Here is an 18,126-nt window from a genome sequence, read left to right as displayed (position 1 = left end):
ACGATACTGCCTCATCCATTTAACTGAGCCCGGTAAGCCCGATATGACCGCTTTCAAGCCCAAAGGAACACTGACTGAACAGGTCGCCCGCCATATCGAAAACCAGATTGTATTCGGTGAGCTCGGTTCCGGAGAGCGCATTTACGAATCCGCCATGGCGAAACAGATGGACGTGAGCCTTGGCTCCATACGGGAAGGGCTGCTGCTTCTGGAAAAGCGCCATCTGGTACAAAACATTCCGCGTAAAGGCGCCTTTGTGACGTCTCTGGATGACTTTTTTGTCCGCAGCCTTTACGAAACCCTCGAGCTGTACCTTTCCCACACGGGCCGTAAACTTGCCCGCCAGTGGCAGCCAGAGGATCTGGAACGCCTGGAGCAGCTGTTCGGGAAGATGCAAAGCCATTTCCGGAACAATAATCTGATGGCATTCCTCGACCTGGGTGTTGAATACACCAAAGCTTCTCTCGCCTACGCTGATAATTACTTTATTGTAGCGGCCATAGATGATTTATGGCCCTCAGCCCGGCGCTGCGCGTTTGTTGCTTTCAAGCAAGGTGGCAAGCGCGTTCTGGAGGACAACCTGGCTTATATGCAAAACTCCATCAGCGCTATCCGGGACCGGGATGAGGACAGATTATCGTCCATTTTGCATGCATACGCAGTGCAACAATGCCAGCAGGTACTTGAAGCGGCAGCAACAGCTTCACTGGCGCAAGCCCGTTAGTAAAAGAGCTGGGTGAAAGAGAATCCGATATTGAGGTAAGCGGTCCAGTTATCCTCATTGTTATAGGCCGTGGCTATTTGCACGGGTCCCAGAGCCGTATCCAGCCCGGCAAAAACACTCCAGGATTTTACTGTACTGCCCCAACGGGCGTCACTGAGAGAATCCCAGGCATTTCCCGCTTCCAGCCCCATACCGGCAAACCAGGGGGTAATCGGCCCACCGTATGTCTGGCTGGCATAAACAGAACCCATCGCGGCACTGTCACCGGTAATCTGACCCGGGGCATACGCTGACAGTCGCCGAAACCCGCCCAGTCGGATCGTATTTTCAATCCCCGGCTCCCCACGGGTGACTGAGTGCGCGTACAGCAGGCCGGTCAGGGTAAAGTCTTTCCAGCTGCCTGTGCCCAGAGTCATAGCCGTTACCGAATCAAAGTGCCGGTCAGACCCCATCCCCTCACGCTCTACCTGTCCGCGAATTCCGGCAAATGCACCGGAGCGGGGAAAAAACGCATCATCAAGAGAATCATGAACAAGTTGGAGGCTGACGTTTCCCTGGTTTGCCGTATCCTCATAAAGCGGAGACGTACCTACCTCACTGTCTACGGTGGCATCCCCCCGGGTATAGGTCAGACGCACTTCCCCATTCCCGCCCAGCTCCATGCCCAGCCCCAGGTCAGCATTGCGAAAGGTTACATCCAGCTCCGCAGTCCGTTCGCCGCCAGGGCCATAGGCGCTGACTGTATCCCGGGAATACTCCGCCCCCGCGATCAGGAAGTACTCATACCCATAATCAAGCGGCTGATACCACTGGGAGCGAATGCGTGGCTCGGTACCCAGCTGTACCCCGGTCTGCCACTCGGCCCCGAGCCGGTTCAGTTCCGTTACGCGCAGCGACGAGGTGAGGTTGAAGCGTGTCTCACCATCAAAGTTGTATTCGTAATTGAGTCCGAAGGAGAGGTAATTCGGGCCCCAGCTTTTCTCCCGGGCACTGATAACCAACTGAGTTCCATCCTCAGTGCGTGTCTGAGAATAGGATACGGTTTCATAATACCCGAGCCCGTAGATCCGATTGAGGTCCGCCTCCAGCGCCTTAACGTCCAGTGGCTCACCGGTTTTCTGTCGTATGCGCTCCCGCAAAAAGGTGCCGCCCAGGCGTCTGTCATGCTCAATCTCAATGCTGACAACAGGCCCTGCTTCAAAGCCTGCGGAGGCCAGTCGTGAGCTGTAGGCCTGCCAGTCTGCGTCCGATACTGCCAGTGGGTAGAGTTCCAGGGCGCGGGACCGGGCACCACTGGCGCCCAGCTCAAACAATACCGGAGCGCTGTAGAAATCGGCGGAGCTATAACCTTCCAGGTCCGGCCGGACAAGAATATCCTGTTCACCCAGTGAATCCAGTTGCTGGTCGGTGTTACGCCGGGTCATCATGGTGGTCAGCTGACTGAATACGGAGAACGCCTCCCGCAGCTGGTCTGCTTCTTTCAGGGGCTCTGTGATATCGACTGCAATGACCACATCGGCCCCCAGATTGCGGGCAACACTGACCGGCAGGTTGTTGGCCACACCTCCATCCACAAGCAACTGGTCATTAATACTGACCGGGGCATACACACCGGGAATGCTCATGCTTGCGCGTACCGCAGTGGCGAGATTGCCCTCCCCGAGCACCACCATATCCCCGGTTTCAAGATCCGTAGCCACCGCCCGGAAAGGAATGGGTAACCGGTCAAAGTCCTCAACCAGTTCGACACTGCGGGTAAGCTCGTTGAGAATAAACCCCAGGTTCTGGCCGGCAATAATCCCGGCGCCAACATGCAGACCCTCCAGACTGACGCCCAGCCCGGGGGTGATCGGGAAGCGCCACTCCACCTGTTTGCGACGCACAGGCTTGTAGGCCCTGCCCGGATCGTCCCGAAAACTCGACAACCAGTCCAGGTCAATAAAGCGCTGTTCAATTTCTGCCACCGGCATGCCCGATGCGTACAGGGCACCCACAGCCGACCCGGCACTGGTCCCCACCACGATGTCCACCGGGATTTTCATTTCTTCGAGTACACGCAGCACGCCCACATGGGCCATGCCCTTGGCCCCGCCGCCACTGAGCACCAGGCCAACCACAGGCCGTGCCCCGTTGTTGTCAGCTGCCGTAACCGGCAGTGATATCAGGAAGGCGAAAACCAGGCAGATAGCACGCAGTGCCACTGATCGTTTCACGTTATGACACTCCATGCTTCTTCAATCGTCACGTATTATCTGGCTTGTCATCGACCAGTTTCAGGTGGGAAACATCTGGCACACTGTGCGGCAACCTATCCCGCTCAACTCCAAGGTCGCTGCCAGCCGGCGCAAGTTCCCAGTCTTCCAGGTGCTGAAAAACGGGGGGCTCTGATTGTCTGGGTTCTACCAGAGTTACACCAACCGGGTCGAGTCCGAGACTGGAACCGGCAAGAATATCATTCACTTTATCACCAGCGACGGCCAGGCGATCGCCAGGCTCTGTTTCCGGTGCAGCGCTGCCGGGCTCAGGTGTGCGTGTGCTATTGTCTGTGCTCGCCGCCGGGGCGGGCGTTACCTGTGGCCGGGTGCCGGGCATGGGCTGAACATGGGCCACCATGCCATGCTTTTCCATCACTGCCCGGTATTTTTGTGCCTGGGCTTCATCCAGCTTGTTGCGGATAACCACTGTATTGCCACTGAACATGCGTTCTATTTGTTCCGCACTGGCCTTGAATATTGCACGGGCGTTATCACGGGCAGTTGCGCTGTCAGTGCCAGGAGTACACTCTCCCCTGAAGATAAGCTGGAACATAGGGCCACTCTCTTACTGTTCGTTTGCGTTTAATGGTACCTGCAAACTGCAAACAATTGAAAAAAGTCAGTCTGGTCACGCGCAATACGCGAGTGTTTTTGCAATAATCCGCTGTAACGAAACATCACGATCCGTTACATTCAGGCAAACTCTGCGTCCGGGAGCGCAATAATGACTATCCAGACTCTGCTCGGCACTGTCGCCGTTACTCTGCTGCTTGCAACGACTGTGCAGGCGGGCAACCTGGATCTGGCCATGAGCGAAGTATTTCCCCGCGAGCATGCAACCTATATAGGCTATGAAAGCATTGAACGTGAGGACATACCTGTCACTTCGTCTGTTGACCGGAAATACCTGATTGTTGACTTTCGCCTCGCCAGTGGCAGGCAATCTACAGAACAGCTTCAGGCCAGTGTGCACCAGGCCTGTATGGCTCTGTTAAAAAACCGTGAACTGATTCACGACCTGTCAGAGTCCGGCTACGACATGGTGGCCGTTGCGTTTGACCGCCGTTCACAATTCGACTGCCTGTAATCCGGCTCAGTCTTCCCGCCCCAGCAGTCTCGGAAACGCCTCAAGCGAAGCGTTGACCGCATCCAGATTGAAGGCTTCTACATCTGCTTTCAGCTGCTCACCGTAACGGGTGACCGAGCGCGAGCGGTAATGCTGCCCCCACTCCAGCACACGAAGGGCAAAGTCCCGCATTTCTTTCGGGTCGCCACTTTCCCGCACAGACTCCCATTCATCCCCAAAATCCTGTGTTAGCTGTTCTCTCAGCCAGCCACGCTCCTGAATACTCAGGGTCTGTGCCAGCAAACGCTCGGACTCTTTGGTTTCGCCTTCATCTTCTGCCTGTTCGCCAGTGGCCAGCACTTCCGGCAGAGTGAGGGTGAACACCGACCCTTTCCCGGGTTCGCTTTCTACCTCCAGTTCGCCGCCCATCATGCGGGCCAGCTTGCGACTGATAGCAAGCCCGAGGCCGGTACCACCATAGCGTCGGGTGTTCTGTCCTTCCTGCTGCTCAAATGCCTCGAAGATACGTTTAAGCTGACCCGGAGAGATGCCGATGCCAGAGTCACTGACGGTAACCATCAGCCGGTAACTCGGGTACTCCGGTGTTTCACCGGTGCTTTCATCAACCGGGCTTACGGTTGCCCTTACGGCCACGCCACCCTCGTGGGTGAATTTTATGGCATTGCCCACAAGATTGAACAGCACCTGCCGGAAGCGGGTTTCATCGAGAATCATGGCAACAGGCATTTCCGGGCAGACGCTGACTTCCAGCGTGATTCCCTGTTCCCGTGCGCGCAGATCAAAAATGTGCCGCACGTCATCAAGCAGACGGCGCACTGAAACCGGCGAATAGTCCAGCCGCATTTTCCCGGCCTCAATCCGGGACAGATCAAGGATGTCGTTAATCAGCATAAGCAGGCTACGGCTACCTGCCCGGATAGCGTCCAGGTAATTACGCTGTTGCGGGTCGGTGACTGTGTTACTGAGCAGGTCACTGTAGCCAATGACGGCGTTCATGGGTGTCCGGATTTCGTGCGACATATTGGCCAGAAACTCACTCTTGGTGAGATTGGCTGCCTCTGCCTGGCGAGCAAGCCGTTCGGCCTCCAGCTTGGCGGCCCGCAGATCATCCTCACTCCGGCGTAACGCATTCTCCGAGCGAATACGTTCGTCAACTTCCCGGGACAGTTTCCGGTTCCAGTAAAGAAAGATGAGCACCACAACCAGGGCAATCAGGATAACCCGGCGCACAACGGTGTAGTCCGTCTCCTGCTCAATATCCAGGTGAATCCAGCGATTGTAGATTGCTTCGGTCTCTGCCGGCTTCAGGTTACCCAGTGCCTTGTTCAGTATCCGGTGCAGCTCCGGACTGTCTTTGCGCACCGCAAGCCGGAGATCATACTGGTAGGGGGTAATACTGGTAATTCTGAGATTCGACAGCCCCAGCCTGGCGACGGTGTAGCTGACCGCCGGAATGTGGGTCACCATCACGTCCACGTCCCCGTTGGACAGTGCCAGCAATCCATCTTCCACCGTTGTCATGGGGTAGAGGTTCAGATCCGGGTGATTGATCAGCAGATAATCATGGGCCGCATGACGGTTAACAACCCCGACACGCTCATTGCGCAACTCCCGAAGATCCCCGATAAAGCGGCCGTCATCCCGGATCGCCAGAGCTATGGGCACATTCACGTAAGCTCGGGTGAAAAGGAAGGCGTTTTCTGTGCGGGGCGTACGCGACAGGCCGGGCAGTATATCCACCTCTCCGGACGCCAGTGCCTGTTCAGCAACCATACGGTTTTGCAGAATCTCACTCTTGAACTCCGTATCCAGCTGACTCTCCAGACGGGCGACCAGGTCCGGAACCAGGCCGGTTGCACTGCCGTCCTGAGCAAATTCAAATGGGGGCCAGTCGCCGCGGTATGCTACCCGGAGTGTGCCGTGACGCTTAAGCCATTCCATATCGGAACCAGACAGCTCGACGCCATTTTGCTCCAGAGCTGATACATCGGCCTGCAGCCAGGATTGCCGGATTGTCCGGTGCTCATTATGACTGATGGCCTTAACTGACTGCTCCAGAACACGAAACAACGATTGCTGATCCGCATCCACCTGAAACACCACCTCTACAGGCGTCTGGTCAAGCAGCATCGACAGGCCAATGCCATTAATCATGGCCGACTGCAGATAGTCAGACACTACGGGTACCGGCCCCAGAAAAGCATCCGCCTTGCCGGACAGAATGTGGCTGACGGCCTCGCTCACACTCTTGACCGGCACAGGCGTAAAACTGTCAACGGGTTCAAGCATGGCGTACTGGTTAGGATCGCCTTCCACGACCGCAATGCGCAGGCCACCAAGATCTGCCAGGGAGCGGATCGACGCATCACCGGCACTGATAAACAGACCGTAGGTAAGCGTCATCAACGGCGTTGTGTAACGTTCTCCTTCCGGGGCCGCTGCTCCGGGTGTTCTGGTGGTGAGCATTGCGTCGGTTTGTGGTTCGTCGCGCATGGGCCCTTCAGTGGACCCGGCACTGACAACAGGCTCAATAGGCACATCCAGTTTGTCTGAAATACGCGCGAGATAATCAATATAGGTACCGGCCAGCTCGCCCTCTCCGGTCGCAAACACCAGGGGTATCTGGCCCGGGCGCACACCAATTCTGAAACTGTCCTGTTCGCCTACCCAGAGCAGATCCTGCAGACCCAGCACCGGGGCCGGCGATGCCTGGGGCGGGTCGGCCAGAACCTGCGTGTGAGGAACCAGTAATAGCCAGCATGACAGAAAAAGTACGACGAACTTCACCGGGTATCCTCATCATCAAGCGGGTTGCTGCGGCGGGCCCTGGGATGACTTTGGTCATAAACCCGGGCCAGATGCTGGAAATCAAGATGCGTATAAACCTGGGTGGTGGCGATATCGGCATGCCCCAGTAACTCCTGAACGGCGCGTAGATCACCACTGGATTCAAGCATATGGCTGGCAAAGGAGTGCCGCAGCATGTGCGGATGAAGCTTTTGGTCCGCGCCTCTGGTAATGCCCCAGCGGCGCAACCGCGCCTGAATACTGCGGTGGCTGATGCGGTCACCACGCCGGCTTACAAACAGGGCCGGTTCCGGTTCAGGGGCAAGTCCTGCGCGCACAGGTAACCACTGGCTGAGGGTTGCCAATGCCTTGCGACCGACGGGGAGCACCCGCGCTTTGTCCCCCTTGCCGATCACCCGTACCTCGCCGCCTTTGGCATCGATCGAGTTAACATCCAGGCTGGCGAGCTCGGCAAGGCGAAGGCCGGAAGAGTACATAAGCTCAAACATGCACCGGTCGCGAACTTCCAGCGGATCATCCGGTTCGGCCTCCAGAAGGTGATTGAGCTGGTCTACATCCGCCACTGCGGGCAAACGCCTGCTGGCTTTCGGGGCCCGTATATCCAGAGCCGGGTTGTCCGTCGCAAGGCGCTCCCGCAAGAGGTACTGGTAAAAACGCCGGATGGCGGACATGTGGCGAGCAATACTGCGCCCGCCAAGCCCCTGACGGCTGAGACTGGCTATATACCGGCGCAGATCGTGACGGCTGACACTCCCCCAGTCAGTGTTGTTTCCCGCGATCAGCCAGGCTGCAAGCCGGAAAAGGTCCCGCTGATAATTATCGCAGGTCCTGGGTGAATAACGTTTTTCCGAGGCCAGATGCTGAACAAACGCAGTCAGATGCCGGCTCAGTGCGTCGGGCAGCTGATCCGGCACAGACTTCGCGGCAGCTCTATCGGGATTCTGTCGCAAGGCTGGCTACCGGAGCAGCGGTGGTATGGCGGTGAACCATCGGAGGTAACAGCCGGCTGAGGGTGTCACTGATGTAGCTGAGAAACAGCGACCCCATACTCTGGTCAAAATAGCCTGGCTCGCAACTGCCGATTGCAAACACTCCCACGAGCTCGTCATGGCGCAGAGGCACCAGGGCAACCGACGCAATCGGTACATCCCGGTCCGGGAACAGGAACTCCCGCTCACTCTCACGGAACTGGCCGCAAACGGCTCTGCTGCCCTCCAGAAGATTACCCAGGCGCTCCTGAGCTTCTGCGGGGCGGACGACATGAAGGGCACCCTGTGAGCGACCGGGCACATCAGCCTCAGTGAAAAGAATCACCGAGGCGGCATCCAGTCCGAAGTCGCCGCGAATGCTGTCATCAATGGTGGCCGCCATGTCCATCAGGTTACGTGCCTCGATGACCTGCATCAACAGACGCTTGCTTTTCTCAAACAGGCGATCGTTATGGCGGGCAATGGACACCAGCTCCACCAGCTCCCGGCGCAGTGTGTCCCGCTGTTCACGGAACAGATGTACCTGGCGCTCCACCAGCGAAATGGCCCGGCCGCTATCGTGAGGCAGGGTCAGGCTGCGCAGCAGCTCATCCTGATCAACAAAAAAGTCAGGGTTGGTTTTCAGGTACTCAGCCACCTCTTCACGGGTGAGCTCTCCGGCCTTCTTTTGGGCCGTTTGGTCTGTCATCGCGCTCTCCTGACTGTCAGATCCGTTGTTTGTTTGGGCGGCCTGGCTTTCGGCGCCGGCTGCCACCAGACTCTCCGGGCAGTCTTAGCTGTCCTTCAAATACACTTGTGGCAGGGCCTCGAATGGTAACAGTGCCCGCCTCACCTGTCTCAGAGTGTGTGACGGGTTCAGTCTCGCCCATGCTGACTTCTATTCCGTCTTTCAGAATACGAATTCTGAGTACGCCACTGGCCGTCTGAACCCACAGAAGGCTTTTGTTCGTCAGACGCTGATCACGTACAAACCTGGCAAAACACAGGGCACCATTGCCATACTGTTCGGCCTCTGTGCCATCTGCGTTGAACGCCCTGTAGCGAAAGTCCACATCGGGCAGGCCCGGAGGCTCTACAATCAGCAGCTGCGCAAAACCCACGCCAGCGTTCCTGTCAGCCAGCTCACGGATCAGGGTCGGGCGCAGGCGGAAGGGCTGGGTTATGGCGTCAACAACCATAAAATCACTGCCCTGCCCGACCATTTTTGTGAACCTCAGCAAGGGCCCCTGATTCCGACGATGCCGGGCTGCGTCCTGCCCTGCACTCATTCCGGCAGGCAGTTTTCAGGCGCCAGTTGATCTTCAATCGTCTCACGGCGGCGAACAATATGTACCTGTTCACCATCGACCATAAGCTCTGGCGGACGGTTACGGGTATTGTAGTTTGAGCTCATCACAAAGCCATAGGCTCCCGCAGAGCGCACAGCCAGCAAGTCTCCGGGGCATAACGTCATCGTCCGGTCTTTTCCGAGAAAATCCCCGGTTTCACAAACCGGGCCAACCAGGTCCCAGACTTTCTCTTCTGCGCCCTCATGGGGCTGCACAGGAACAATGGCCTGCCAGGCACTGTAAAGAGCCGGCCGGATCAGATCGTTCATGGCGGCATCAACAATGGCGAAATTACGATGCTCGGTACACTTCAGAAGCTCTACACGGGTAAGCATGATGCCGGCATTTGCGGCGATTGAGCGGCCCGGTTCCAGAATCAGCTCCAGTTTGCGGTCGCCAATCCTCTCATCCAGTGCCCTGACGTAGTCTGCAGGCCGGGGCGGCTCTTCATCATCATAGGTCACTCCCAGACCGCCCCCCATATCCAGATGCTCGATATGGATATCGTTCTCGGAGAGTGCATCCACAAGCTCCAGGACCCGGTCGAGGGCATCCAGAAATGGCGAAACCGAAGTAAGCTGTGACCCTATGTGGCAATCCACACCTTTTACCACCAGGTTAGGCAGGGTTGCGGCACGGGCATACACAGCCAGCGCTTCGGTAATATCAATCCCGAACTTGTTCTCTTTCAGGCCAGTGGAAATGTAAGGGTGGGTTCCGGCATCAACATCCGGGTTGACCCGTAAGGATACCGGTGCCTGCACTCCCAGCTCACCGGCTACAGTATCAAGCCTGTCGAGCTCGGTCTCAGACTCGACATTGAAGCAGCGAACGCCGGCTTCCAGGGCCCGGCGCATTTCCCATTCCTGCTTCCCTACTCCGGAAAACACCACTTTTCCGGGCTCGCCACCGGCGCGCAGTACCCGTTCCAGCTCTCCCGCGGAGACAATGTCGAAACCGGCTCCCATGCGAGCCAGCACATCCAGTACCGCCAGATTGCTATTGGCTTTAACGGCGTAGCAGATAAGATGATCACGCTCTGCCAGTGCTTCGCTGTATTCTCTGTAGTGCTGCTCCAGCGCTGCCCGGGAATAAACATACGCCGGCGTTCCAAAACGCTCTGCAATGGTGGATGTGGGTACTTCTTCAGCGAAAAGCTCGCCACCTCTATAGTTGAAATAATCCATTTGAATCCTGATTCGTATCGCGGTGTCTGGTATGCGCCGACTTGCTGGCGACGCTCTCAGCCAGCCCGGACGAGGCTTCCGGGTTTTCCCGGTATAAAGGACCTTTCTGGCCACAGCCACTCAGTGCTGCGGCTAAAAGCAATATTACGACCGGCACTGTCTTCGCACGCATACCTGCCACTCCTGAGTTTATAATGGTGCAGAGTATACCTGACCCGCGCCTTCTGCCGCGAGGGCTACTGTCGGCAAGCCGTTTAAGCTTCCAGGCTTTTGCGCGCCCGCGCTACCGCAGCCCGCACCTGTGCAGGTGCAGTGCCGCCCAGGTGATCCCTGGCCTGCACTGAGCCTTCCAGTGTCAGCACATTGAACACATCGTCGCCGATAATATCGGAAAAGCGCTTCAGTTCCTCCAGCGTCATGTCTGAAAGGTCGCGTTCTTCAGCCACCCCGAAGGCCACCGCTTTGCCGACAACCTCGTGGGCGTCACGGAAAGGCATGCCCTTCTTGACCAGGTAGTCCGCCAGGTCTGTGGCTGTGGAGAACCCCTGCTTGGCCGCTACCCGCATATTGTCCGCTTTGGCCTCGATCGCCGGAACCATATCGGCGTAGGCCTTCAGGCACCCTTTGACGGTATCCACCGTGTCAAACAAGGGCTCTTTGTCTTCCTGGTTATCCTTGTTGTACGCCAATGGCTGGCTTTTCATCAGGGTAAGCAGGCTGATCAGGTGGCCATTTACACGGCCGGTTTTCCCCCGGACAAGCTCAGGAACATCCGGGTTCTTTTTCTGGGGCATGATCGATGAGCCGGTACAGAAACGATCCGGCAGGTCAATAAAATCAAACTGGGCCGAAGTCCACAGAACCAGCTCTTCGCTGAAGCGCGACATATGTGTCAGCAACAATGCAGCGAAGCTGCAGAACTCTATGGCAAAGTCCCGGTCACTGACCGAATCCAGTGAGTTTTCGGTAGGCCGGTCAAATCCCAGCAAGCGCGCAGTTATGGAGCGGTCGATCGGGTAGGTTGTGCCTGCCAGGGCCGCTGCCCCCAGAGGCATCACATTGACCCGTTTGCGACAGTCCTGCAAACGCTCAGCATCGCGGGCCAGCATTTCATACCAGGCCAGAAGATGGTGCCCGAACGTAACCGGCTGCGCTGTCTGTAAGTGAGTAAAACCCGGCATGATGGTCTCGGCCTCACGCTCTGCAAGGTCCAGCAGGCCAGTTTGCAGCCGGCGCAACTCTTCTGCAATCACATCAATTTCATCCCGCAGGTACAGGCGGATATCCGTTGCAACCTGGTCGTTACGGCTGCGACCTGTGTGCAGTTTCTTGCCCGTGATCCCGATGCGCTCAGTCAGCTTCGCCTCTACGTTCATATGAACGTCTTCCAGGCTTACAGACCAGTCAAAGCGCCCGGCTTCTATGTCTTCCTTGACGCTTTTGAGGCCATCAATGATGCTATCCCGCTCTTCTGTTGTGAGCACGCCAACCTCGGCGAGCATGGTCGCGTGAGCGATGGAGCCGGTGATATCGTGGTGATACAAACGCTGATCAAACCCGACGGATGCAGTAAAGCGCTCTACAAACGCATCGGTGGGTTCACTGAAGCGTCCGCCCCAGGGTTTTTCGGAGGTTGTGGCCTGATCCGGTTTTTTCTGATCCGTCATGCTCTATCTTTCCTGCTGACTGCCCGGCATTATCTGGCGGGAACTGGGTACATTGAAGGTATCGGGAGTATAACATTCTGACCCGCAGAAAAGAGACTCACGTGCGCGAAGATACGCCAGCAATCAGACACGACTTTTTCGTCCCGGACCTGTGCCGGGTACGATCTGTTTTCATGCTGCTGATCACCAGCGAGTTGCTGGTGCTGGTACTGGCTATTGTGCAGGCCAGCGACCGCTGGATTGACTGGAACTATTTTGCGCTTCTGTCATTGTTTGTGCAGTGGACCACACTCACCAGCGCAGCGCTGATCTGCCTGTTACGCAACCGTCTGGCGCGGCTTTCGGCTCCCCGTGCGACACTTGCCATTGCTGCCATTGTGGTTCTGGATGTTCTGGCTTTCAGTCTGTTCGCAGACAGTGTGCTACACCCGCAACCGGGGGTGATTGACTGGCAAGCCATTATCAAGAAACTGTTGCTGGCGCTTCTGATCACTCTTATGGTTCTGCGTTACTTCTATCTGCAACATCAGTGGCAACAGCAGCAGGAAGCGGAGATGCAGTCGCATCTGGCTGCGTTGCAGGCACGCATCCAGCCACACTTTCTCTTTAACAGTATGAACACCATCGCCAGCCTTATTGCCAGCAACCCGGAGCAGGCCGAGGATGCCGTACTGGACCTGTCGGAGCTCTTCCGCGCCAGCCTGCGCACCAGCGACCAGCTAATTCCACTGGCCCGGGAACTGGACCTCTGTCAGCGTTACCTTGCCATTGAGTCGCTGCGTCTGGGCCCTCGCCTGGCACTCGACTGGTCTATTGCTGACGGGCTGGAGCGCCAGGCGATCCCACCGCTGACTCTGCAGCCCCTGGTGGAAAATGCGGTTTATCATGGCGTTCAGCCGCGGCCAGAGGGTGGTACTGTGCGCATAAAAGTGGAGTCCCGGGGCGGCTTTGTGTATCTGATGGTGCAGAACCCGAAGCCGGAAGATCACTCAGATCTGCATAGCGGTAACCGCATGGCTCTGAGCAATATACACGCACGGCTGCAGGCTCTTTTCGGAGAGTCTGCTGTCCTCAAGCACAGCCACCAGGGGGATGTCTACACTGTGACCCTGAGACTGCCTGAAACCAGACTGCAACCATGACACAACAAAAGATTCTGATCGCCGATGACGAACCTCTGGCCCGGGAACGCCTGCGGCGGCTGGCTGAAAGCCTGCCCGGATACCAGGTCTGTGGCGAAGCCGGTGACGGTGACACCACCCTTGCCCGGGTAGCCGAACTGCAGCCGGACATTCTGCTTCTGGATATCCGCATGCCCGGCGTCGACGGCATGGAAACAGCAGCACGCCTGGGCCAGCTCAGTAATCCTCCGGCGGTTGTGTTCTGCACCGCTTACGACCGCTACGCCATTCAGGCCTTTGAGGTGCAGGCAACCGCATACCTGCTCAAACCGGTTCGCAAAGAAGCACTGGCAGAAGCACTGACCCGTGCCGGGCGAGTCAACCGGGTGCAGCTACGGGCGCTTGCCGGCGACGGCCGTCAGCCGGCACAGACGGCAAGCGGAACACCGCAACTGGCGGTTCGCAGCCACCGGGGAACGGAGCTGATTGATATAGCCGGGATCCGCTATTGTCAGGCGGATCAAAAATACGTAACCATCCACCATACCCGGGGTGAGACTGTGTGCGACTATACATTGAAGGAGCTGGAGAACACGTATCCGGACCAGTTGCTACGGATCCACCGCAATACGCTGATCGGCACGGGCTACATTCAGGCTCTGCAGCGCTCGCCGGAAGGCCATAACCTGGCTGTGCTCAGGGACGTTCCGGAGAAACTTCCGGTGAGCCGGCGGCACGCCAGTACGCTGCGACAGTGGTTTCAAAGCCATCAGCCACACTGACGTGCAGGCGGTTTCCCGCGGGACTTTTTCGACGCCACAAGGTAACCTTGGCGAACACTTTCAGTAACCGGCAGTGAGCATCATGTCAAAACGAACCCTTCGTATCGCAACCCGCAGCAGCGCTCTGGCGTTATGGCAAGCGGAATTCATCAAATCCGAGCTGGAGCGGCTGCACGATAATGTCGCTGTAGAGCTGATCAAGATCAAAACCCAGGGCGACAAAATCCTTGATGTTCCTCTGGCAAAAATCGGCGGCAAAGGCCTCTTTGTCAAAGAGCTTGAAGAGGCCATGCTCGATGGCCGGGCCGATCTGGCGGTACACTCCATGAAAGACGTTCCTATGGCCTTCCCGGAAGGTCTGGGGCTGGTTGCATACTGTAAACGCGAAGACCCCACAGACGCCTTTGTGAGCAATCATTTTGATAACGTGGATGCACTTCCGCACGGTGCTATTGTGGGGACCGCCAGCCTGCGCCGGGAGTCCCAGCTGCGCGCCTACCGGCCCGACCTGGAAATACGCGTACTGCGAGGCAACGTGAACACCCGTCTGGCCAAGCTCGATGCCGGTGATTACGACGCTATTGTGCTGGCCAGTTCAGGCCTCAAGCGCCTGGGCTTTGATGACCGGATTCGCTACTCCATGCCGGACACCATTTCCCTGCCCGCCGTTGGCCAGGGCGCTCTGGGAATTGAGTGCCGCCTCAGTGATCACGAACTGCGCGACCTTCTGGACCCTCTGAACCATCCGGACACTGCCGACCGGGTCAAGGCTGAACGAGCCATGAACCGTCGGCTTGAAGGCGGCTGTCAGGTGCCTATTGCAGCCTATGCCTTGCTGCAAGAGGATGACAGCCTGTGGGTACGCGGTCTGGTAGGCTCAGTTGATGGCACCCAGATTCTTCGGGTTGAAGGCCGCGCACCGCGCACAGAGGCCGAAAGACTGGGCCGGGATCTGGCAGAAGAGCTGTTGGAAATGGGAGCAGACAAAATTCTGGCGGAAGTTTATGGACACACACCAAGCTGACTCCCCTGACCTGAGCGGCCGGCGCGTGCTTATATGCCGGCCGGAACCGGAAGCCTCGCGGCTGGCCCGGCAGTTTGAAGCTGCCGGTGCCAGTGTCCGCGTATTTCCTCTGGTCGCCAGAGAGCCCCTGCCCGAGACGCCGGAGCGTCGTACCACTTTACTCAGCCTTGACGAGTTCTCGCACGTGATTGCTGTGAGCCCTTATGCGGCTCACCTTTTGCTGGAGGAACTGGACACCTGGTGGCCTCAGTTACCCGTCGGGCTGAACTGGTATGGCGTAGGGTCTGGTACCGCCAGAGCTCTGGCGGAACACGGTCTTGAGCCTCGCATACCGGATTACGGCTGGACAAGCGAAGCCTTGTTGAGCCTGCCTTCGCTGGCCAGCTTCAATGGCGAGCGCATTCTGGTCGCCCGGGGCGAGGAAGGCCGCGAGCTCACACGTAAGACTCTGGAAGCGCGTGGCGCCCGGGTGACGGTCATGCCGCTATACCGTCGGTTCTGTCCGGACTACCCCCCTGCTAAAATCAATGCCATGCTGAACGAGTTTGATCCGCATGCCATTATTGCGCTTTCCGGGGAAACCCTGAACAATCTCATCGCACTCTGTGCGAATAGCAGCCATACTCTATACGATAGACTCATCATTGTTCCCGCCCGCCGTATCGCGGACCAGGCCAGAGCCGCGGGATTCAATGCTCCGTTTATACCAGGAAGCCTTGCTGACAATGATATCGTGGCCGCCGTTGCAGAACAGCTGCCAGGCCGGGAAGGAGGCTCCGGAAAAGCCAAGTAAGGACGCCCGTGACTGAGACAACAAAACAACTACCGGTTCCAACTGACAATGATAAAACACCCCGGCAGAAAGTCTGGCCGGCGTGGGCTATCGCTATTGTGGCCCTCATATGCGTGGTTCTGCTGGCGCTCTGGAACTGGCAGCAATGGCACGACAGCCAGGCCACTGCACAGACGCTTGAACGCCTGCAGCAGGATACCGCCCGGCTGGAAGACCTTTACGGTAACAGTGGTAACCAGCAGAGCCGGCGCCTGGAAAACCTGGAAGATAAACTCTCCTCCCAGCGCGAACTGATTGCCACCCAGCAACGGCAGATTGACCACAACGCCCGGGAATTACTGGAAGCCGGCAACCGTACCCGCACCGACTGGTTACTGGCCGAGGCAGAATATCTGCTGCGCATCGCCAACCAGAGACTGCTGATTGAGAAGGACATCACCGGGGCCCTGTCTGCGCTGAAAGCCGCAGACGAAGTGCTGACCGAATCTGACGATGTGGGTGTGTACCCGGTGCGAGAACAGCTGGCCCGGGAAATACTGTCCCTCAAAAGCATAGAAGGCGTAGACAGAACCGGTCTCTACCTCACGCTTGAGGCTGCCATTGACAGTGTTAACCAACTGACCGACCAGGCCCTTATCAGCGAGCAGGCACCCGGCTTTATCCCCTCAGCACAGTCTGAAGAGAACTCTGAACAAGGCGGCGAGCCCAACTGGCTCACCCGAGGCTGGCAGAAGTTCAAATCCACACTGATGCAAGTGGTTGTGGTCCGGCGCATGGACGAATCGGTTAAACCCCTGCTTTCGCCGGATCAGAGCGCCTACGCCCGGCTCAACCTGCAGCTGATGCTGGAAGAAGCCGAGATGGCCGTACTCAGGGGCAATCAGCCTCTGTATAAGCGCGCCCTTACCAAGGCCCGGACTGCAATAGACGACTGGTACGATGAGACCAATCCCCGGGTAGGCGCCCTGGCTGACTCACTGGAAGAACTGGCGGCCCGCAATGTTGCTCCGGATCTTCCGGATATCAGCAAGTCCCTGGATCTGCTCAAGGAACGGCTTGCGGGCCGCCATGATGGCGATAACGGCAACAAGGAAGCAAACGGAGGCAACAATTCATGATCCGGCTGCTTCTGGTTATCCTGATTGCCCTGATTATCGGTACAGGGCTTTCCCTCGGGTTGCAGTACGACCTTGGATACATTCGCATCAGCCTGGGCAATTACCTGGTGGAAACCAACTTCTGGGTGGGGCTTGCCCTGCTTGTTGTGGTAATTGCGCTGATCATCTTTTGCATCGGCACTCTGCGCCGCATACGTCAGGGCAGCGGGCTGCTGGCTACCTGGGTGTCCCGGGGCAATGAGCGCAGGGCACGGCGCCGCACCACTCAGGGCCTGCTGGCACTGGCGGAAGGCAACTGGCCAAGAGCCCGCAAGATGCTGACATCCTCAGCCAGCCATGCGGATACGCCCCTGATCAATTATCTCGCGGCCGCTCAGGCCGCTTTTGAGTGTGGTGACCATGACGCCGTGGACGAACTGCTGCGACAGGCATTTGAAAGCACGCCCGGATCAGACATGGCCGTAGGCCTCACCCAGGCCCAGCTCCAGCTTGCAGGCAATCGTCTGGAGCAGGCGCTGGCAACACTGGTGCGCCTGCGCAAGCAATCACCACGACACCCATTTGTGCTCAGGCTGCTGAAAAACACCTACCTTCGCCTTGAAGACTGGCGCGAACTGGCGCGACTGTTGCCCGAGCTCCGCAAACGCCATGTACTCCCGGAAACCGAGCTTCATGAACTTCAGCGCCTGGTGTGGCACAACCTTCTGGAAAAGGCGGCAGAAGATATCCGGCGTGACCAGAATGACAACCCGAATACAACTCTGGAGCCACTTACCCGCCTCTGGGATGAGCTGCCCGGCTTTTTACGTAAAGATGAGGCAACGATCGAAAACTATGCCCGCCTGCTTGCAGACCTGGGTGACGAAGCCCAGACCGAAACGCTTCTGCGCAAAGTACTGCATAATCACTGGAGTGATCACCTGGTCAACCTGTACGGGCGCATAGAAGGCCGTGAGCCGGACGAACAGCTCCTGACAGCAGAGCAGTGGCTCAAAGACCGCCCCAACAATGCAGAGCTTTTGCTGGCTCTGGGCCGGCTGAGCCTGCGCAATCAACTGTGGGGCAAAGCCAGGGAATATTTTGAAGCCAGCCTGAAGCTGCGGCGAAGCCGGGAGGCTCTGGCTGAACTGTCCCGCCTGTGCGCTCACATGGGCGATGAAGAGACAAGCGCCAGACTGATGATGCAGGGACTGGCAACCGACAATGGGCTGCCGCAACTGCCTATGCCCAAAGCCTGAACCAG

The 18,126-nt window shown here is 57.6% G+C and carries 16 protein-coding genes and 1 pseudogene; 8 read left to right on the top strand and 9 right to left on the bottom strand.

The annotated features are described in order from the left end of the window. The first annotated feature begins 43 nt into the window (after nt 1–43). A complete protein-coding gene (locus FFI95_RS05235; protein ID WP_144821313.1) occupies nt 44–724 on the top strand; it encodes a GntR family transcriptional regulator in 681 nt (226 codons plus the stop codon). Here the strand turns inward: FFI95_RS05235 and FFI95_RS05230 are convergent. Both FFI95_RS05230 and FFI95_RS05225 read right to left on the bottom strand, forming a co-directional pair. Continuing rightward, complete coding sequence (locus FFI95_RS05230; protein WP_246069399.1) at nt 721–2,937, bottom strand: patatin-like phospholipase family protein; 2,217 nt, start codon at nt 2,935–2,937, stop codon at nt 721–723. The genes FFI95_RS05235 and FFI95_RS05230 overlap by 4 nt on opposite strands. A 28-nt stretch (nt 2,938–2,965) precedes the next feature. Then, on the bottom strand, nt 2,966–3,532 hold the full coding sequence (locus FFI95_RS05225) for a hypothetical protein (RefSeq protein ID WP_144821311.1): 567 nt from the start codon (nt 3,530–3,532) through the stop codon (nt 2,966–2,968). Between the two features lie 171 nt (nt 3,533–3,703). On the opposite strand from FFI95_RS05225, the gene FFI95_RS05220 reads away from it, so the two are divergent. Continuing rightward, the gene (locus FFI95_RS05220) at nt 3,704–4,066 is read left to right on the top strand and encodes a hypothetical protein (RefSeq protein ID WP_144821310.1); all 363 of its coding nucleotides are present in this window, start codon (nt 3,704–3,706) and stop codon (nt 4,064–4,066) included. A gap of 6 nt (nt 4,067–4,072) precedes the next feature. Here the strand turns inward: FFI95_RS05220 and FFI95_RS05215 are convergent, their stop codons facing one another. The 7 genes and pseudogenes from FFI95_RS05215 to argH all read right to left on the bottom strand — a co-directional run bounded on the left by FFI95_RS05215 (nt 4,073) and on the right by argH (nt 12,045). Beyond that, complete coding sequence (locus tag FFI95_RS05215) at nt 4,073–6,853, bottom strand: ATP-binding protein (RefSeq protein ID WP_144821309.1); 2,781 nt, start codon at nt 6,851–6,853, stop codon at nt 4,073–4,075. Continuing rightward, nucleotides 6,850–7,764, bottom strand: a complete 915-nt coding sequence (xerC, locus tag FFI95_RS05210; protein ID WP_281288514.1) for a tyrosine recombinase XerC — start codon at nt 7,762–7,764, stop codon at nt 6,850–6,852. The genes FFI95_RS05215 and xerC overlap by 4 nt, the downstream gene beginning before the upstream one ends. A 40-nt stretch (nt 7,765–7,804) precedes the next feature. Beyond that, nucleotides 7,805–8,551, bottom strand: coding sequence for a DUF484 family protein (locus FFI95_RS05205; protein ID WP_144821308.1), 747 nt, complete (start codon nt 8,549–8,551; stop codon nt 7,805–7,807). A 16-nt stretch (nt 8,552–8,567) separates the two neighbouring features. Next, the gene (locus FFI95_RS05200) at nt 8,568–9,131 is read right to left on the bottom strand and encodes a diaminopimelate epimerase (RefSeq protein WP_144821307.1); all 564 of its coding nucleotides are present in this window, start codon (nt 9,129–9,131) and stop codon (nt 8,568–8,570) included. Further along, a complete protein-coding gene (gene lysA, locus FFI95_RS05195; RefSeq protein ID WP_144821306.1) occupies nt 9,128–10,378 on the bottom strand; it encodes a diaminopimelate decarboxylase in 1,251 nt (416 codons plus the stop codon). Before lysA ends, FFI95_RS05200 begins: the two co-directional genes overlap by 4 nt. Nucleotides 10,379–10,454: 76 nt before the next feature. Beyond that, nucleotides 10,455–10,550 (bottom strand): annotated as a pseudogene (gene lptM, locus FFI95_RS15565) (LPS translocon maturation chaperone LptM); the annotation flags it as partial. Nucleotides 10,551–10,632: 82 nt separating this feature from the next. Further along, nucleotides 10,633–12,045 carry an argininosuccinate lyase gene (gene argH / locus FFI95_RS05185; RefSeq protein ID WP_144821304.1) on the bottom strand — a complete coding sequence of 471 codons (1,413 nt, stop codon included), beginning with the start codon at nt 12,043–12,045 and terminating at the stop codon, nt 10,633–10,635. Between the two features lie 173 nt (nt 12,046–12,218). Between argH and FFI95_RS05180 the strand changes: the two genes are divergently transcribed. From FFI95_RS05180 to FFI95_RS05155, 6 genes are all read left to right on the top strand, one after another. Then, entirely contained in the window at nt 12,219–13,187 is a 969-nt protein-coding gene (locus FFI95_RS05180) for a sensor histidine kinase (protein WP_144821475.1), read from the top strand. Continuing rightward, nucleotides 13,184–13,948, top strand: a complete 765-nt coding sequence (locus FFI95_RS05175) for a LytR/AlgR family response regulator transcription factor (protein ID WP_144821303.1) — start codon at nt 13,184–13,186, stop codon at nt 13,946–13,948. The genes FFI95_RS05180 and FFI95_RS05175 overlap by 4 nt, the downstream gene beginning before the upstream one ends. An 82-nt stretch (nt 13,949–14,030) precedes the next feature. Then, nucleotides 14,031–14,972, top strand: a complete 942-nt coding sequence (hemC, locus tag FFI95_RS05170) for a hydroxymethylbilane synthase (RefSeq protein WP_144821302.1) — start codon at nt 14,031–14,033, stop codon at nt 14,970–14,972. Next, nucleotides 14,953–15,765, top strand: a complete 813-nt coding sequence (locus FFI95_RS05165) for a uroporphyrinogen-III synthase (protein WP_144821301.1) — start codon at nt 14,953–14,955, stop codon at nt 15,763–15,765. The genes hemC and FFI95_RS05165 overlap by 20 nt, the downstream gene beginning before the upstream one ends. An 8-nt stretch (nt 15,766–15,773) precedes the next feature. Beyond that, the gene (locus tag FFI95_RS05160; protein WP_144821300.1) at nt 15,774–16,883 is read left to right on the top strand and encodes a uroporphyrinogen-III C-methyltransferase; all 1,110 of its coding nucleotides are present in this window, start codon (nt 15,774–15,776) and stop codon (nt 16,881–16,883) included. Further along, a complete protein-coding gene (locus FFI95_RS05155) occupies nt 16,880–18,121 on the top strand; it encodes a heme biosynthesis HemY N-terminal domain-containing protein (RefSeq protein WP_144821299.1) in 1,242 nt (413 codons plus the stop codon). Before FFI95_RS05160 ends, FFI95_RS05155 begins: the two co-directional genes overlap by 4 nt. Nucleotides 18,122–18,126: the final 5 nt, after the last annotated feature.

Origin of the sequence: Marinobacter piscis, from assembly GCF_007671655.1 — a bacterium.
Classification (GTDB): domain Bacteria; phylum Pseudomonadota; class Gammaproteobacteria; order Pseudomonadales; family Oleiphilaceae; genus Marinobacter; species Marinobacter piscensis.
Note: the sequence above shows the minus strand (reverse complement) of the source record. Positions and strands in the feature narration are given on the sequence as shown.

Coding starts and splice junctions, on each gene's coding strand:
- FFI95_RS05235 (WP_144821313.1), top strand. CDS start 44: ATGACCGCTTTCAAGCCCAAAGGAACACTGACTGAACAGGTCGCCCGC.
- FFI95_RS05225 (WP_144821311.1), bottom strand. CDS start 3,532: ATGTTCCAGCTTATCTTCAGGGGAGAGTGTACTCCTGGCACTGACAGC.
- hemC (WP_144821302.1), top strand. CDS start 14,031: ATGTCAAAACGAACCCTTCGTATCGCAACCCGCAGCAGCGCTCTGGCG.
- FFI95_RS05205 (WP_144821308.1), bottom strand. CDS start 8,551: ATGACAGACCAAACGGCCCAAAAGAAGGCCGGAGAGCTCACCCGTGAA.
- FFI95_RS05180 (WP_144821475.1), top strand. CDS start 12,219: ATGCTGCTGATCACCAGCGAGTTGCTGGTGCTGGTACTGGCTATTGTG.
- argH (WP_144821304.1), bottom strand. CDS start 12,045: ATGACGGATCAGAAAAAACCGGATCAGGCCACAACCTCCGAAAAACCC.
- lysA (WP_144821306.1), bottom strand. CDS start 10,378: ATGGATTATTTCAACTATAGAGGTGGCGAGCTTTTCGCTGAAGAAGTA.
- FFI95_RS05155 (WP_144821299.1), top strand. CDS start 16,880: ATGATCCGGCTGCTTCTGGTTATCCTGATTGCCCTGATTATCGGTACA.
- FFI95_RS05200 (WP_144821307.1), bottom strand. CDS start 9,131: ATGAGTGCAGGGCAGGACGCAGCCCGGCATCGTCGGAATCAGGGGCCC.
- FFI95_RS05175 (WP_144821303.1), top strand. CDS start 13,184: ATGACACAACAAAAGATTCTGATCGCCGATGACGAACCTCTGGCCCGG.
- FFI95_RS05220 (WP_144821310.1), top strand. CDS start 3,704: ATGACTATCCAGACTCTGCTCGGCACTGTCGCCGTTACTCTGCTGCTT.
- FFI95_RS05165 (WP_144821301.1), top strand. CDS start 14,953: ATGGACACACACCAAGCTGACTCCCCTGACCTGAGCGGCCGGCGCGTG.